Origin of the sequence: Marinitoga sp. 38H-ov, from assembly GCF_011057715.1 — a bacterium.
GTDB lineage: Bacteria > Thermotogota > Thermotogae > Petrotogales > Petrotogaceae > Marinitoga.
Map to the genome: position 1 here is coordinate 34,848 of NZ_LNGH01000028.1, position 15,913 is coordinate 50,760.

Here is a 15,913-nt window from a genome sequence, read left to right on the forward strand (position 1 = left end):
TAATATTGAGTCAATATCAATATAGAGGTGGTAATATGTGGATATACTTAGTTCCAGCTATGTTTTTTGGATGGTCTTTAGGAGCAAATGATGCTGCGAATATATTTGGTACGGCCGTTTCTAATAAAATAGTAAGGTATAGAACAGCTACAATTATTTCGGCGATATTTATATTATTAGGCGCAATATTGGGTGGCGCAAAAGGTATAGAAACAATTAGTAATGTAACAACACAAAGTATGCTTTCTGGTTCTATTTCAGTATTATCAGCAGCAATCACTATGACTATAATGACTTATATCGGAGTTCCTGTTTCTTCTTCTCAAGCTATAGTTGGTTCTATTATGGCCATAGGATTAATTGAAGGTGGTGTGAATTGGTCTATTATACTAAAATTAGTTTTAGCTTGGGTAGGGACGCCTATAGGTGGTATGATTTTTGGGTTTATTTCATTTAGAATTTTGTCAATTCCATATAATATGATAAAATCAATATATGTAAAGGAAAGAGTAGTTCAAATTGCTACATTGATAATTGGTGCATATGGAGCATATTCCTTAGGAGCTAATAATGTAGCTAACATTACAGGTGTTTTTGCAAATACTATAGGTGTTGAGATGGCAGCATTAATTGGTGGGTTGGCAATATCTATAGGTGTATTAACATATAGTTATAAAGTTATGATGACTGTCGGATCTCAAATAATAGAATTAGATTATTTTTCTGCGTCAATAGCTGTTTTAGGTGAATCAATTACTGTTTGGATATACGCATTACTTGGTATTCCTGTATCTACGTCACAAGCTATAGTCGGAGCGGTAATAGGGGCTGGATATGCTAGAGGTTCTAGACTAACAAATAAAAAAGTATTATTGAAAATTTTAAGTGCATGGATAAATACACCAATATCGGCTGGATTAATTACATCATTTATATATTTCATATTAAAGATAGTTTTTAAAATAACAATTTAAGAATTTGTGGGGTGATGAAATGGGTTTATTTTTTGGAAAGAAAGAAAAAATTATTATCGAATTATTTAATAAGCATCTTGAAGCAGTTGATAATACAATAGAAAAACTTGTTGAATTAATTAAAAATTTGGATAAAGATATGCAAAAAATCAAAGAGTTATCAGAACAAGTTAGAAATGCTGAAACAGAAGCTGACCATATAAGAAGACAAGCTGAATCTGAAATGTATTCTGGAGCATTTTTGCCTAATTTCAGAGGAGATTTATTGGGTACAATAGAGGCAATGGATAGAATAGCGAATAAAGCCGAAACTGTTGCGGATGAAATTGAATTACAATCATTAAGAGTACCAAAGGAGATATTAGAAGATTTAAATGAATTAATATTAAAATCGCAAGTTACTTATAGAGCGGTTAAGGAAGCAGCAAAAGAGATGTTTGAAGATTTTGAGAAAACAAATGAAATGATATTAAAAACAGAAAATTATGAACATGAGACTGATATAATAGAAAGAAGTACTATAAGGAAAATTTATTCTTTAGATATTTCGCTTCCTGAAAAAATGCAACTGAAAAAATTAGTTCATAGAATAGCTGATATTTCAGATACTTCTGAAGATGTCTCTGATAGAATACAAATTATTATATATAAAAGAAAAGTATAATAGCCCCTTTCCGGGGCTATTATATTATATTAATAACGACATGATATTCAAAAGATGTATTTTCTTTAGAATTATATATTGTTAATTCTATCAAATATTTGCCAGTTAAATTAAAAAAACGATAAGGGATATCATATTGTTCATCATAGATATTAAAATTAGAAGTAAATGAGTCATAATTATCTGCAATTCTAATTCTATTCTCCCAATCAAAATCTTTATATTCTTCGTTATATCTAAATAAATTTATTTCTGCTCTATCATAATTTAAAAATTCAAAAAAATTACTAAGAGACCATTTAAGTTTTATATTTTCTCCTTTTGAGAAAGTATAGTTATTTTTAGGATATGTTATTGAGAAGGTATCTTTTGGATAAAATTCCCCCAAATAAAAAATTTCATAGTTTAATAAATTATCATTTTTATCATAAATTTCTAATAAATATTTTTTATTTTGAAAATCATTTATATTATATATAAAATATCTTAATTCTTGATGATATTGTTTATCAGAATTGTTTTGAATTGAAAATTCTGATATTATTGTTTTATTTATATAATCAATAACAGTAGAATTTTCTGTTATTGAAGAAAATGGAGTACTTTCTATTTTAATTTTTATATATTTAGAATTGAAATTATTTGTATAGACATCAAACATAAGAGCTATATGTGGGAATACATCCCCTTTTTCATCAGGGTTAGGTATTCTTGTAATTCCTTCCACATTAAAATTATAATATTCTTTATTAAATCTACTACAAGAAAAGAATAATAATATTATAAAAATGAAAAGAAATAATTTTCTCATTTTTACACCCCTTTTGTTTAGACAATAGATTTTATATAAAGTTCATTAATATTATATAAAAATTGAACTTTATTTATTAAATTTAGTCTAAAATAATAGGATATTATAAAAGGGAGGGAACCCGATGAGAATTGGATTTAATTATTTAAATCAAACTAATAGATTATATAATCTTTCGAATTTATTATTACAAAGGTCTCAACAACTTGCTAGTGGTAATAGATTAATAAATTCATCTATTGATCCAGCTGGTTTTACTATTGCTCAAAGATTGAATACTGAATTTAGAACATCGTATCAAGCAGTGAGAAATATATATGATGGAATAGGAGCTTTAAATGTAGCTGATCAAGGCGTTGCTTCAATTCAAGATACATTAAGTAGAATGAGAGAATTAGCTGTTAGAGCTTCGAATGATCTATTGCCCGATGAAGCAAAGAATGCTATTCAAGAAGAATTTAATCAATTAAAGCAAGGGATTAATGATGTTGTAAGAGATACACAATATAATAATCAACAGCTTTTAAACGGTGAATTTAGTGCACAATTACCTTTAGACATTGAAGGAAATAAATTGAAAGTTGAGATTAATGATTTTAGATCAGATGCGTTGAATTTAGAAAATATTGATTTAACAACACAAGAAAGTGCAGAAAACGCGTTAGAAATTTTGGATAATGCATTAGAAGAAGTTAATGGTACGAGAACACAACTAGGTTCGTATATAAATAGATTAGGAGTAGCTGCTGATAATTTATTGAATCAAACAGAAAATGCAGCTGCAAGTGAAAATAGAATTTCAGGTGCAGATATAGCAAAAACAATGGCTGAATATTTTAAGAATCAAAATCTCATGCAAACAACCTCTATGCTTTTAGGTCAGACTGGTCAATTAAATGCAACATCTGTGCTAAATATTTTGCAATCTCCGTGATAAAAAGAGGAGTCATTTGACTCCTCTTTTATTGTTCATTTATTAATTTTAATAAAGCTTTAGCAGCTAGCATTGGACCTTCTTCTTCAAAACCTGCAATTCCCAATTGTGTCTTAATTTCGCCTACTTTAACATTTGTTTTTATCATTTGTTCTAAAAATTTATTAGCAATAATTTCATGTTTCTCTTTTCTCTGAATAGCTCCAAAAGGATTTGCGAAATAACTATAAGTTAGTCCAACCTCTGAAGTAGTACCTTTTGCCATTCTAGCTCCTTTGGAAAATACTTCATATGCAATTTTACAATTATCATAAAATACTAAATAATCATTATTTTCAGCTTTAGTGTAGTTATTTGCATATAAGAAATAATCTATTTTTGTTGGTCTGATTATTTCTCTGTAATTAGAATACGGAACAATAACTCTAGCATTTGTTTCATTTGGGTTCATAAATATACTTCTATCTATTGCAGAATAAGCATAACCGGGTTGTAAATCATCAAGTCTTACGAAAGCTCCTGTTTCAGTTCCAAAAGCAACTACATTTCCATTTGCATCAATTTCTAATGAACCCATATCATCAATTAAAATATTAACTTCAGAAACTTCTTTTGAAAGTCTATTAAGAGCATCAAGGGTTTCAGATTTTCCAGCTCCACTATCGCCCATCAACATAACATTAGCTCTTTTTCCATTTCTTAAAACAATTTCTGCTAATGCCCCATGAATTGGAAGATTTCCTTCATCTATTACCTTTAGATTATGATTAGTTAATATCATCTTTTTCATATAACCAAAATAATCTAATTCATCAGCTCTTCCTAAAAGACTTACATACGTTCCGTCATTTTCCTTATATATAACACCATTTTTGTATTCTGGTTTTTCAAAAAATTTATCTTCAAGTCCAAAAAAGTATATTCCATCAGGTTTCTTTTTTTGTACAACACCAAATCCTGTTAATTCAAACAAATTAGTTAGTCCTGCAGCCATTGCTAAATATTCCTTATATACATATACTAATAGGTAATTTTTACCAACGTGAATAGGAAAAGCAAACCAATCCTCGGGATTTTCTAATTCTATTTTATCTAGTATAGGAGAATCAATTACTTTGAATATTCCTTTTCTCTTGTTAGATTTTGTGTAAAAAATTACTGGTGGTTCAAAAACTACTCCCCATACAAAAGGGGTTTTATATAAACTTTCATTTCCATTTAAAACTTTTTCTTCAAATATAGGATAATCAATAGAAAATCCTACTTGAGCTCCACTAGGTAATTGTCTTAAAACTTTTAATCTATCATCAGATATGTTAATTAATATTTGTCTATAAAAATTAGTTATTAAACTTTTTAAATCAGTATTATTTTTTATTAATATCATTTCTTTATAAATCTTATTAATACCGCTAGAGACAAATTTGCTACGCTGAATCATAAACCTATGTTTATTTCTCCATAAATTATATATACTTTCAACGAATTTAGTAAGTTGTTCTTTTTTATCACTTAATTTTGGAAAGCTATAAAAAGATGATGAATCAATTTCATCAATTTTTTCAGCTGACAAAGCAAAAAGCATTTTGATAATTTGATCTATATCATATCGATTTTCAACTTCTACAGCATCTTCATTTTTCAAAAAATTAGAAAAGAATGTAATTAAACTTTCTTTTCTTTCTTCTAAGTCGGTTAAATATTCTATAATCAAATTTTTTAATGTATTACTATGTATTATTTGTGCATTTGATAAATAAGATACATTACCATTTATTAAAACAGTCCTAGACATAAAAAACTCCCCCTTTATATTGTATTTTCAAAATAATTATACCACAAAATGAAGAAATGATTTTATAATACCTCTATAATAAAAATTACATTATTTTAATTCAAAAGTATAAATTTAAGTGGTAAAATATATAATAAATAATAATATTAGGAGGTAATTAAAATGTTTAAAATATTATTAAAAGGTAAAATACATCGTGCATCTGTAACAGAAAAAAATATTAATTATGAGGGTAGTATAACTATCGATGAAGAATTAATGGAATTAGCAGATATTGAAGAAAATGAATTGGTTCAAATAGTAGATATAAACAATGGAGCTAGATTTGAAACATATGTAATTAAAGGTCCTAGAGGTTCGAGAATAATAGGTTTAAATGGAGCTGCAGCCAGAATGGTTGAATTAGGGGATAAAGTAATTATAATGGCATATGGTTTATATTCAAAAGAAGAAAAAAGCAATCCAAAAATTGTAGTAGTTGATGATGAAAATAATCCAAAATTAGTAAAAAATCATGAAGAACCTAGAACGGAGTGTTAATATTGAAAGTTTTAGGGATAATAGTTGAATATAATCCTTTTCATAATGGGCATTATTACCATTTGCAAAAAGCAAAGGAATTGGTTAAACCTGATTATATTATAGCGGTAATGAGTGGTAATTTTGTTCAAAGAGGAGAACCTGCAATACTAGATAAATTTTCTAGAGCTGAAATAGCTTTAAAAAAAGGTATAGATATAGTTTTTGAACTTCCATTCTTATATTCAATTCAAGATGCAAATGGTTTTGCATTAGGTTCAGTTGGAGTACTTGATAGAACCAATATAGTTACTGATATTGTTTTTGGAAGTGAATCATCTGATATAGAAACTTTAGAATTGATATCTGATGTGATTTATAATCAACCGGATGAATATAAATTTTTGCTAAAAAAATATCTAAAAGAAGGGCATTCTTTTCCAAATTCTAGGAAGTATGCCCTTCTTGAATATTTTAAAGATAAGATAGATAAGAAAAAAATATTAATAATAGAAAAATCAAATGATATATTAGGATTAGAATATCTAAAAGCTTTGAAATATTACAATTCTAACATTGTACCTCATACAATAAAGCGTCAAGGATCTGATTATAATGATGAGAATTTTAAAGGTAGTTTTTCTAGTGCTACAGCTATAAGAAAATTATGGAAAGAAAAAAAATATGATTTAATGAAAGAATCTGTTCCTAATGAAACATATGAAATAATAACAAGAGAAGAAAAATTAGGTAAAGCACCTATATTTTTAGAAGATTTTGAAATTTCTCTATTGTCATATTTAAGAACATTAGACAGAGATGATATGAAAAAAATTTTTGGGATTAATGAAGGCTTAGAACAAAGAATAGTAGAAGGTGCAAAAAAAACAACATCTATAAATGATTTTTATCGATTTGTTAAAGCTAAAAGGTTTACATATACTAGAATAAAAAGAACATTATTAAATATATATTTTAAAATAGAAAGTGATTTAATTAATAAAATGAATAAATTCGGACCTCAATATTTAAGGGTTTTAGGTTTTAATAAAAAGGGACAAGAGTTGTTATCTATTATGAAAAAGAATGTAGATTATCCTATAATAACTACTCCTTCAAATTATATTTCTACAATAAAAAATATTGAAAAAGATATTAAAAATAAAAGAAGGAATTGGAAAGTTAATAAGGAGTTGTATTTCAAAAGTATAGAATATGATTTTAAAGCAACAAATGTATATTCTTTATATTATAAAAATAAAGATTTTGCTAAATATGAACTAGATAAAAAGTTAAAAACTATTATATATAATAGCGAGGTGTAAACGTGAAAAGAATTATAATGAAAAACATTTTAATATTATTTATTTTAATTATTTCTATAAATATTTTTTCTAGAAAAATTACTTTTTATTATACAAATGAAGCAAAAAGTGTTTCTTTAGTTGGTGATTTTGGTGTGTATGAAATGAGCAAATCTAATTCTGGTATATGGAAGAAAACTTTAGATCTAGAAGAAGGAGAGTATAAATACTTATTTTTAGTAGATAATAATGAAGAGATTGATTATAAAAATTTAAATACTATAAATTATAATGGAAAAAATTATTCATTATTAATTGTAAAAGATGAAATAATTATACCCGAAAAAGGTGATGGTAAGGTTAATGTAATATTTGAAACAAGTAGAAAATATATTAATCCAGTAAAATATGGAGAAATATATTTATCTATTGAATTAAATAAAAATGATGTTGAAGATGTTTTTTTTGTTGGTAATGGGAAGATTATAAAAAAAGATATAATTGAATTTGAAAGTACATTATTATATAGATTCCATATTATTACCCCAGCAAATATACTAAAATATAAATTTGTTATTAAAGATGGTAATAATATTGAATATCCTGAGAATTATTATTTCGAATTTGATTTTGAGAATCCAATAATAAATTATTTAAATGTTCCAGAATGGTCAAAAGGAATTATATATTATCAAATTTTCCCAGAAAGATTTAGAAATGGAAATAAGAAAAATGATCCAAAATATGTAAATAATTGGTATGGACCATATGATAGCGCTTCTCTAGGATCAAATGGCTTCTTTGGTGGAGATTTAGAAGGTGTAATTCAATCAATAGATTATTTAAGTGATTTAGGTATTGAGGCAATATATTTTAATCCTATATTTGAATCTGTATCAAGTCATAAATATGATACAAAAGACTATATGAAGATAGATTCTCATTTTGGAGATGAAAAAATATTCGAAAATATGATAAATGAGTTAAAAAGTAAAAATATTAAAATTATTTTAGATGGTGTGTTTAATCATTCTGGTGATGAGTTTTTTGCTATGCAAGATATTTTCAGAAATCAAAAAAATTCAAAATATCTTGATTGGTATTATATAAAGAAATTTCCAGTAATAAAATCATCTGATAGTTATGAATCTTGGTGGGGATATGCTGATTTACCTAAATTAAATTTAGACGACTATAATGTAAGATCTTATATAACACAAGTTTTAGGAAAATGGATGAATTATGGAATAGATGGTTGGAGATTAGATGCTGTAGATCAAGTAAAAGATTCGTTTTGGGAAGAGTTTTTCTATCCTGTTGTAAAAGGAATTAACTCAAATACAATAATTAGTGGTGAATATTGGAGAGATTCTACACATTATTTTAATTATCCTGCATTTGATGTAGTAATGAATTATTTATTTAGAGATGCTACTTTAGGTTACGCGAAAGGTGGAAGTTCATCTAATTTTATTAAAAATATTTCTTATTTAAATAAATATCCACCACAAATAGTTCATTCGTTATGGAATATGTTAGATAGCCACGATACCGCTAGAACCTTAACGGAATTAAATGGAGATATTAATAAGTTAAAGATAGCTGTAGGAATTCAAATGACATTTGTAGGAGCTCCGGTAATATATTATGGTGATGAAATAGGGTTAGATGGAGAAAAAGATCCTTGGTGTAGAAAACCATTTCCTTGGGATGAAGAATTTTGGAATATGGAAATATATGAATATTATAAATCTTTGATAAAATTAAGAAAAGAAAATAAATCATTAAGATATGGAGAATTCGAAGTAATAAAAGCAAAATTGGGGGCATTAGTATATAAAAGATATACAGAAGAAAATGAAGTAATAGTTATTACTAATTCAAGAAAAATTCCAGTAAAACTGGATATGAAATTAAATGGAAATTATATAGATTATTTTACTGGTGATATAATAAATAACATAGAAAAAATTCAAGGATTAAGCATAAAAATATTGATAAGGCAGTGATTATATGTATTATTATGAAATAGCAGTTTTTGGAACATACACATATACAACTTTTACTTATTCATATAGTGAAAAATTGGATATAGGGAAGAGGGTATTAGTTGATTTTAGGAATCAACAAAAATTAGGTGTTATTATTTCTGAAACTTCAAAAAAAGAATATGAAGTAAAAGATATTGAATTAGTAATTGATAATGAACCATTGATTAATAAGCATCATATAGATCTTGTAGAAAAAGCGTCAAAAAAATTTCTTTCTCCAATTAGTGAAATAGCTAAATTAATATTTCCACCAAATTCTTCGGATAGAATAAGGATAAAAATAATACCAAAATCTCCAATTTTTGAAAAAGAAATATTTTTAGATGAGTATTATAGAAGCTTTAAAAATAAGAGAGAAGCTAATAAAAAATTAAAAGAGTTGATAAAAAATGAAATTGTTTCATTAAAAGTTCATTTTAAGAAAGCTATAGAAAAGAAAGATAATATTATTTTATTAAAAAAAGATATTTCTGAAATAATGAATGAAAAACTTTCTTCTTCTGCTATGAGAGTAATTAATTTTATATTGGGAAATAATAATAAAATAAGAGAAGAAGAATTATATGAAAGAAAAATACTCACACGCTCTTCTACAGTTTTAAATACGCTGTTAAAAAAAGGAATAATTGAAATTGTAAATGAAAATGATGAGATAGAAGGATTTCCAATTGAATTAACAGATAAACAAAAAGAGTTAAAAGATGAAATATTAAATAATAAGAATAATATAGATCTATTATATGGAGTTACAGGAAGTGGGAAAACAGAAATTTTTTTTGATGTTATTGACGAATATTTAGATAATAAAAAGGTTATGATTATTGTTCCTGAGATTTCTTTAACTCCACAATTTGTATTTCGGGTAAAAAAACGTTTCCCAAATAAAAACATTGGAGTATATCATTCTCATATCAGCAATGTTGAAAGGACAGAAACCTGGTATAAAGCTATTAATGGGGAAATAGATATATTAATAGGAACAAGAAGTTCAATATGGATTCCAATGAAAAATTTAGGGTTAATAATTATTGATGAAGAACATGACCATTCGTTATATCAATTTGATCAAATATCTTATGATGCTGTAGAAGTAGGCTATTTAAGATCTGAGATAGAAAATATAAAATTAATTCTATCTTCTGCAACTCCTACCTTAAGGGAAATAAAAAGAGCACATGATGCAGAAATAAATTTTTTAGAATTAAAAGAAAGAGTTTTTACAGAAATGCCGGAAATTGAAGTCCTTGATATGAAAGAAGAGGAAAAATTAAGTTGGATTTTCACTAAAAGAACATTAGAGGAAATAAATAATGTTTTAAAAAGCAACGAAAAAGCTTTAATTTTTTCGCCTACCAAAGGATATGCAAATTATTTAATATGTACAAATTGTGGGAATGTTTTAAAATGTGAAAATTGTGATGTATCATATAAATATCATAAGTATGAAAATAAATTAAAATGTCATTATTGTGGTGATGAGAAAAAGGTACCAAATTCTTGTCCGGTTTGTGGAAATCCAGAACTTCAATTAAGGGGTTATGGGACAGAAAGAGTAGTAAATGAATTATTAAAATTTTTTCCAAATAGAAAGATAATAAGAATGGATAGGGAAATAATAAAATCTTATAAAGATTTGAACAAATCAATGGAAGAAATAAAAAAAGAAGGTCCGGCAATAATTGTAGGTACGAAAATGATAACAAAAGGATTAGATGTTCAAGATATAAAATTAGTTATTATTTTAGATAGCGATAGATATTTGAATTTTCCAGAATATTCTTCGCATGAAAATACAGCATCATTATTAATTCAAGTAGCAGGAAGATCAGGAAGGAAAGAAAAAGGAAAAGTTATTATTCAAACTTTTAAATCTGAATTTGAATTTTTCAAACATATAAAAGAACATGATTTTGATAAAATAATTGATATCGAATTAAATAATAGAAGGAAATATAATTACCCGCCATATTCAGATTTAATAATTTTTTTGTTTTCTAATGCTAGAGATGATAGTGCTTTAAAAGAAGCTACGAATTTTTATAATTTGTTAATAAAGGAAAATTCAAATTCTGAAATTTTAGAGCCTACAGAACCTTTAATTCCTAAATTAAGAGGAGAATATAGATATCAAGTTATAGTTAAAGGGAATGTTGATAAAGAAAAACTTTATAATATAATTTCAAAATATAATAAGAAGATGTATGTTTATGTTAATCCGCCAACTACAATGTTATAATAAATATTGGAATAAAGCATCGCTTTATTCCAATATTTTGATTTCAAATTCTGCTCTTGCAAGTATTTCATAAACCCCATTTTCTTTCCAAATTTCACCATAAATCATTATATATTTTTCTTTTAAATCATATAAGTTTAATTTATTAAAAAATGAATTATATTCATCTCTTCTAATACTTATATAAAATTTATTACTTTCTGAATAAATTTTATAAAAGGATCCTGAACTTATAACCTTAGAAACTTTAAATTTCACATTTCTTATTTTTCCTATATCTTTGTCAGTTAAATTTATATCTTCTATAACTCTATTTGGGTCATCATAGTACTTGAAAATCCCTTTTCTTTCTTCAAATGCTTTTTTATATGCTTCAATAAAATCACTTTTATGTTTTGAAGTATCTGAATAAAAAAGAGGTCTAGCAAAACCATTTTCTAATATTTCTTTATTAAGAAAATGTAATTTTCCATCCTTATCTCTATAATATACATAAGCTAGTAATCTATTATAATTTCCATATTTATTATCATCAAAATCTAAATATACATACCCTTTTTTAAAATTTTTTGTGTATATACTATTTCTCGTAAACCAGTAAGCATCTTTTCCGAGTTCTCCTAAAGGTTTATCACCGCTATGCGTTTCAGGCGTATCGATTCCAATAAATCTTACAGATAATTGTTCTCCATTATCTTCTATTTTTATAGTGTCACCATCAATAACACTACTAACATAATATAATTTGTCAAAATTAAAATTATTACCATTAGGTATTTGTTTGCTACAAGAAGTGATTATTAATAATAAGGATAAAATAAATGTGAATAATATAATTTTTTTATACATTGTTACAATACACCTCCAGTTTTTTTGTGTTATAATGTTATGTTAAAGTCATAAGCATTATATTATACCATAAATTAAATTATTTTTGGGAGGTTTAACTATGAAAAAGAAGATTTTCTTTACTTTGTTTTTATTAGTTATTATTATGTCATTTGCTGCATTTTCAGGGACAAAGTTTTCTGTTTTAGGTATTTATACTATAAACTTTGATGATCCAGATAATTATGTGGATGTTTTTCCTATTACATATTTTGATATAGGTTTGACAGAAAATGTCATGTTGAGATTTAATGATTATATTTCACTTGATTCTTCTGTTTTATCTTATGATTTTAATAATGAGACGTATAAATTTAAACTTCCTAGATATTATTATTTGCAATATAAAATGGGGTATGATCTTTTATTAATGTTTGGAAAATTCAAATTTAGAGATTATCCATATGATATAAGATCAGATTTTTCATTTAGAATTGGTGGATTTAGAGATGATTTAGGAGATAGTAATTATACATTAAATCCTATGAATATGGCTATTGGTGGTTATATAAAACCTTTTGGAGAATTTAAGTTTGGTGGAGCTTTTGATTTAGAAAATAAGTCAATTTATGCATATGCAGGTTTAGATGATAGATATACAAAATATATGTTTTATTTATCTCAAGATAATGAACATAACAAGTTATCAGCTTCTTTTGCTGGATATAATTCAATTAAGTTTAATAGAAAACTTATAACTCAATTATATTATGGAGTGGGTTATTCAGTATCTTCTTCAGTAGAAACAATTTCTGAAATTTCAAATAATCTATCTGATTTAATTGAAATATTACCTGTTCCAAAAATAAATATTGGAGGAAAAATAAATTATTATCCAGTTTATTTAAAAGGAATAATTTATTACAATATGGATGAAAATAATAAAAATTTATATTATTTAGATGTTGATGCAGCTACTAATAATCCAACTAACAAAAAATGGTTATATGAAGCCAGAGTTGGTTATTATTTACCAAAACCATGGACATTGGAGCTATTTTTCCAAGGAAATTCTTTAGATGAAGGAATTTTAACAGATTATGTTACAAATTATGGAATTAAACTAATAGGTGAAGATTTTGATTTAATCTTTGCAATGGAAGATATTAATGGTAGGGCAGATGGGAAGCAAAAATTTGTTATAGGTTTTACAACATGGACAGATTTTGTTTTTACTGAAAGACCATTAAACAATATATTATTTTAATTAGGGGGTGTTTTTGGTGAAAAAAAGTATTATCTATATTTTGGTAACTTTGATGGCATTATTATTATTAAGTGGATGTTTACCTAAAGAAAATAAAGGGGATGAATTAGGTAATAATGTTCTTTCTTTGTCTGAGTTAAGAAATAAAATATTAGAAAATAAAGAAATATGGAATAATTATGATTCTCATGAAGCAGTTTATGAAATAGAAGGGATAGTTTCTTATCAATATACATCAAATGATGATCCAACAAAAAATTATATTTATATAATAGATGAAAATGGTATCGGATTGAAATTAACTTATTTAAAAAAAGAAAATCATGATGGAAAATATAATATTGGCGATAAACTAAAAGTTAGAGGAGTTCCGTATTATAAATCTTGGGGAGATCCAAATGTTTATGAATTAAGAATGGATATTGATAATTTAGGATCGATTGAAGTTATAGAAGAAAATTATGGAATACCTATGGATAAAGCAAAAGAAGTTACCTCAGAATTATCTGGAAATGATTTTGCGAATTTAATCAAATTTACTGGAAAATATACAGGTAGCGATGAATATAATAATAAAACATTTAATGTAGATGATTTTAATGTTATTATTGATTCTCATTCTGATTTACCGTTATTAACTCCTAATTCTACATATACAATAAAAGGTATAGTTGGACAAAGTTATGGTTATAGAGTATTTGTTTCTGAAGATTCTTGGGTTACAGTAGTGGCTACATCTGAAGAGCAAACGCAAGAACCAACAATGGAAGCATCTACAATAGCAGATATAAAAAATGAAATAAAAGAAAATTATGATCTTAAAACAGACGGATGGGATTCTGGTGATACAACAAAAGTACCTTTGAGAAATATAGAAAATGCTATTGTAGTTTTTGATAGTTCTGATTACGGTTATGTTTATGCAATTAGTGATCAAGGAACAGGTATATATGTCAAGGTTGATTCTAACGAAAATATTGAACTTTTTGATACTATAAATGCAATGGGAAGACCTTATTATACAGAAAGAGATTCAGAAAATGGAATTTTTGAATATAGATTTAATGCATCTAGAGTTGATTATTCTGAATATGCTACAGTAATATCAAACAATTCAAGTATTCCTTGGAATAAAGCTGATCAAATTACCATTAATAATCTTCCTGGAATGAATAATTTAGGAAACTTAGTGATGTTTGAAGGAAAATATTTAGGTAAAGATAATTATGGTCACTATACTTTTGACTTAAATAATGATAATACTGCTGACGTATATGTTGTAAAGTATTCTTCGATGCCTACAATTACAGAGGGGAATTCTTATGAAATAAAGGGAGTAGTTGGGTATAATTACGGTTTTAAGATTTTTGTTGGTGATGAAACTTTTGTAACGGAAAAATAATATTGAAAGCCCTTTTGGGCTTTCTTTTTTGAAATTATAAACGGAGGTAAAAAATGAAATATAAAATTATTATGTTAATTTTAATTGTATTTTTTATATTATCAGGTTGTATTAGACAAAATGAAAATATTATAAATGAAAATATCATGAATGAATTATCAAACAAAAAAGTTTTATTTGACAATGCACATTCTCAAACTGCAGGTAATGCTGACTGGACAATCCGAGGAGGATTTTCTGACTTTGCTACAGATATAAAAAACACTGGAGCAAAAGTATATGAATGGGGAAATGATGAAAGCGGTAGTAATCAAAGAGATGATGATGAGCCTATAACTTATGATGTTTTAAAAAAATATGATGTATATATAATTCCTGAACCAAATAAAATTTTTACAAAAGAAGAACAAAATGCTATAATAAAATATATATCAGATGGAGGTAGTGTATTTTTCATAGCAGATCATATAGATGCGGATAGAAATAATGATGGATGGGATGCAGTAGAAATATTTAATGGATTTTTAAAAGGGACCCACCAAATAGAAAGCAATAATAGTTATGATGATGACTTTGTTGGCAGATTGGGTTTTAGATTTAAAGAAAAATCATATTCTGAAAATCCTATAACTAAAGTAGAAAAACATCTAATAACAGAAGGAGTCAAAGAAACAGGAGCTTGGGCAGGAACTTCGGAATACATAATAAATGCAGATAAAATCATAAGTATAATAAATTATAATAGAGAATCATGGGGAGCATATGTAATTGCTGGTGAATATGGCAAAGGTAAATTTGTAGCAATTGGAGATTCTTCTCCAATTGATGATGGAACAGGAACTTATGGAGATAAATTATACGATGGATATAGTTATGGAGATAATAGAAAGCTAATGGTAAATATAATAAAATGGCTAGCATTAGAGAAATATAGTATAAATAGTTACTGAAACCGCCGTTAAATCAATTCACTATTAATTAACAAAATTAACGAAGATGTAAGTTGACAAAGTGGAGAAAAGGTGGTAATATATATACTCGGACGCGGGCGAAAGCCAGTGGAAGGAAAAGCTCCTTGACAAGTGAACAGAGACACCCAGCGGAAGTAAAGAAGAGCGAGGTCGAACT

At 26.2% G+C, this 15,913-nt stretch carries 13 protein-coding genes; 10 read left to right on the forward strand and 3 right to left on the reverse strand.

Annotated elements, in window-relative coordinates; genetic code table 11:
- Positions 1–35: 35 nt before the first annotated feature.
- Both AS160_RS08605 and AS160_RS08610 read left to right on the forward strand, forming a co-directional pair.
- Positions 36–974, forward strand: coding sequence for an inorganic phosphate transporter (locus tag AS160_RS08605; protein ID WP_165147765.1), 939 nt, complete (start codon positions 36–38; stop codon positions 972–974).
- A gap of 19 nt (positions 975–993) precedes the next feature.
- Entirely contained in the window at positions 994–1,638 is a 645-nt protein-coding gene (locus AS160_RS08610) for a TIGR00153 family protein (protein WP_165147768.1), read from the forward strand.
- Between the two features lie 19 nt (positions 1,639–1,657).
- Here the strand turns inward: AS160_RS08610 and AS160_RS08615 are convergent, their stop codons facing one another.
- Positions 1,658–2,449 carry a hypothetical protein gene (locus AS160_RS08615; protein ID WP_165147771.1) on the reverse strand — a complete coding sequence of 264 codons (792 nt, stop codon included), beginning with the start codon at positions 2,447–2,449 and terminating at the stop codon, positions 1,658–1,660.
- Between the two features lie 124 nt (positions 2,450–2,573).
- On the opposite strand from AS160_RS08615, the gene AS160_RS08620 reads away from it, so the two are divergent.
- Positions 2,574–3,383, forward strand: coding sequence for a flagellin (locus tag AS160_RS08620; protein ID WP_165147774.1), 810 nt, complete (start codon positions 2,574–2,576; stop codon positions 3,381–3,383).
- Between the two features lie 28 nt (positions 3,384–3,411).
- Here the strand turns inward: AS160_RS08620 and AS160_RS08625 are convergent, their stop codons facing one another.
- Positions 3,412–5,178 (reverse strand): ATPase, encoded by a 1,767-nt coding sequence (locus AS160_RS08625; protein ID WP_165147777.1) that lies wholly within the window; start codon positions 5,176–5,178, stop codon positions 3,412–3,414.
- 162 nt (positions 5,179–5,340) lie between these two features.
- Here AS160_RS08625 and panD point away from each other — a divergent pair, with 162 nt between their 5' ends.
- The 4 genes from panD to priA are packed head-to-tail and all read left to right on the forward strand — an operon-like array spanning position 5,341 to position 11,288.
- A complete protein-coding gene (panD, locus tag AS160_RS08630) occupies positions 5,341–5,718 on the forward strand; it encodes an aspartate 1-decarboxylase (RefSeq protein ID WP_165147780.1) in 378 nt (125 codons plus the stop codon).
- Between the two features lie 2 nt (positions 5,719–5,720).
- Positions 5,721–7,022, forward strand: coding sequence for a nucleotidyltransferase (locus tag AS160_RS08635; protein WP_165147783.1), 1,302 nt, complete (start codon positions 5,721–5,723; stop codon positions 7,020–7,022).
- A gap of 2 nt (positions 7,023–7,024) precedes the next feature.
- On the forward strand, positions 7,025–9,010 hold the full coding sequence (locus AS160_RS08640) for a glycoside hydrolase family 13 protein (protein WP_241244248.1): 1,986 nt from the start codon (positions 7,025–7,027) through the stop codon (positions 9,008–9,010).
- A 4-nt stretch (positions 9,011–9,014) separates the two neighbouring features.
- The gene (priA, locus tag AS160_RS08645) at positions 9,015–11,288 is read left to right on the forward strand and encodes a primosomal protein N' (RefSeq protein ID WP_165147786.1); all 2,274 of its coding nucleotides are present in this window, start codon (positions 9,015–9,017) and stop codon (positions 11,286–11,288) included.
- Between the two features lie 24 nt (positions 11,289–11,312).
- Here priA and AS160_RS08650 read toward each other — a convergent pair whose 3' ends face one another.
- A complete protein-coding gene (locus AS160_RS08650; RefSeq protein ID WP_165147789.1) occupies positions 11,313–12,137 on the reverse strand; it encodes a thermonuclease family protein in 825 nt (274 codons plus the stop codon).
- Positions 12,138–12,237: 100 nt separating this feature from the next.
- Here AS160_RS08650 and AS160_RS08655 point away from each other — a divergent pair, with 100 nt between their 5' ends.
- From AS160_RS08655 to AS160_RS08665, 3 genes are read left to right on the forward strand one after another with little or no spacing between them, the layout of a single operon-like run.
- A complete protein-coding gene (locus tag AS160_RS08655) occupies positions 12,238–13,383 on the forward strand; it encodes a hypothetical protein (RefSeq protein WP_165147792.1) in 1,146 nt (381 codons plus the stop codon).
- A 16-nt stretch (positions 13,384–13,399) separates the two neighbouring features.
- Complete coding sequence (locus AS160_RS08660; protein ID WP_165147795.1) at positions 13,400–14,785, forward strand: hypothetical protein; 1,386 nt, start codon at positions 13,400–13,402, stop codon at positions 14,783–14,785.
- A 53-nt stretch (positions 14,786–14,838) separates the two neighbouring features.
- Positions 14,839–15,735 (forward strand): hypothetical protein, encoded by an 897-nt coding sequence (locus AS160_RS08665; protein WP_165147798.1) that lies wholly within the window; start codon positions 14,839–14,841, stop codon positions 15,733–15,735.
- The last annotated feature ends 178 nt before the right edge of the window (positions 15,736–15,913 follow it).

What these genes read in the sequence shown, in the direction of transcription:
- AS160_RS08605 (WP_165147765.1), top strand. Translation starts at nt 36, where the DNA reads ATGTGGATATACTTAGTTCCAGCTATGTTTTTTGGATGGTCTTTAGGA.
- AS160_RS08610 (WP_165147768.1), top strand. Translation starts at nt 994, where the DNA reads ATGGGTTTATTTTTTGGAAAGAAAGAAAAAATTATTATCGAATTATTT.
- AS160_RS08615 (WP_165147771.1), bottom strand. Translation starts at nt 2,449, where the DNA reads ATGAGAAAATTATTTCTTTTCATTTTTATAATATTATTATTCTTTTCT.
- AS160_RS08620 (WP_165147774.1), top strand. Translation starts at nt 2,574, where the DNA reads ATGAGAATTGGATTTAATTATTTAAATCAAACTAATAGATTATATAAT.
- AS160_RS08625 (WP_165147777.1), bottom strand. Translation starts at nt 5,178, where the DNA reads ATGTCTAGGACTGTTTTAATAAATGGTAATGTATCTTATTTATCAAAT.
- panD (WP_165147780.1), top strand. Translation starts at nt 5,341, where the DNA reads ATGTTTAAAATATTATTAAAAGGTAAAATACATCGTGCATCTGTAACA.
- priA (WP_165147786.1), top strand. Translation starts at nt 9,015, where the DNA reads ATGTATTATTATGAAATAGCAGTTTTTGGAACATACACATATACAACT.
- AS160_RS08650 (WP_165147789.1), bottom strand. Translation starts at nt 12,137, where the DNA reads ATGTATAAAAAAATTATATTATTCACATTTATTTTATCCTTATTATTA.
- AS160_RS08655 (WP_165147792.1), top strand. Translation starts at nt 12,238, where the DNA reads ATGAAAAAGAAGATTTTCTTTACTTTGTTTTTATTAGTTATTATTATG.
- AS160_RS08665 (WP_165147798.1), top strand. Translation starts at nt 14,839, where the DNA reads ATGAAATATAAAATTATTATGTTAATTTTAATTGTATTTTTTATATTA.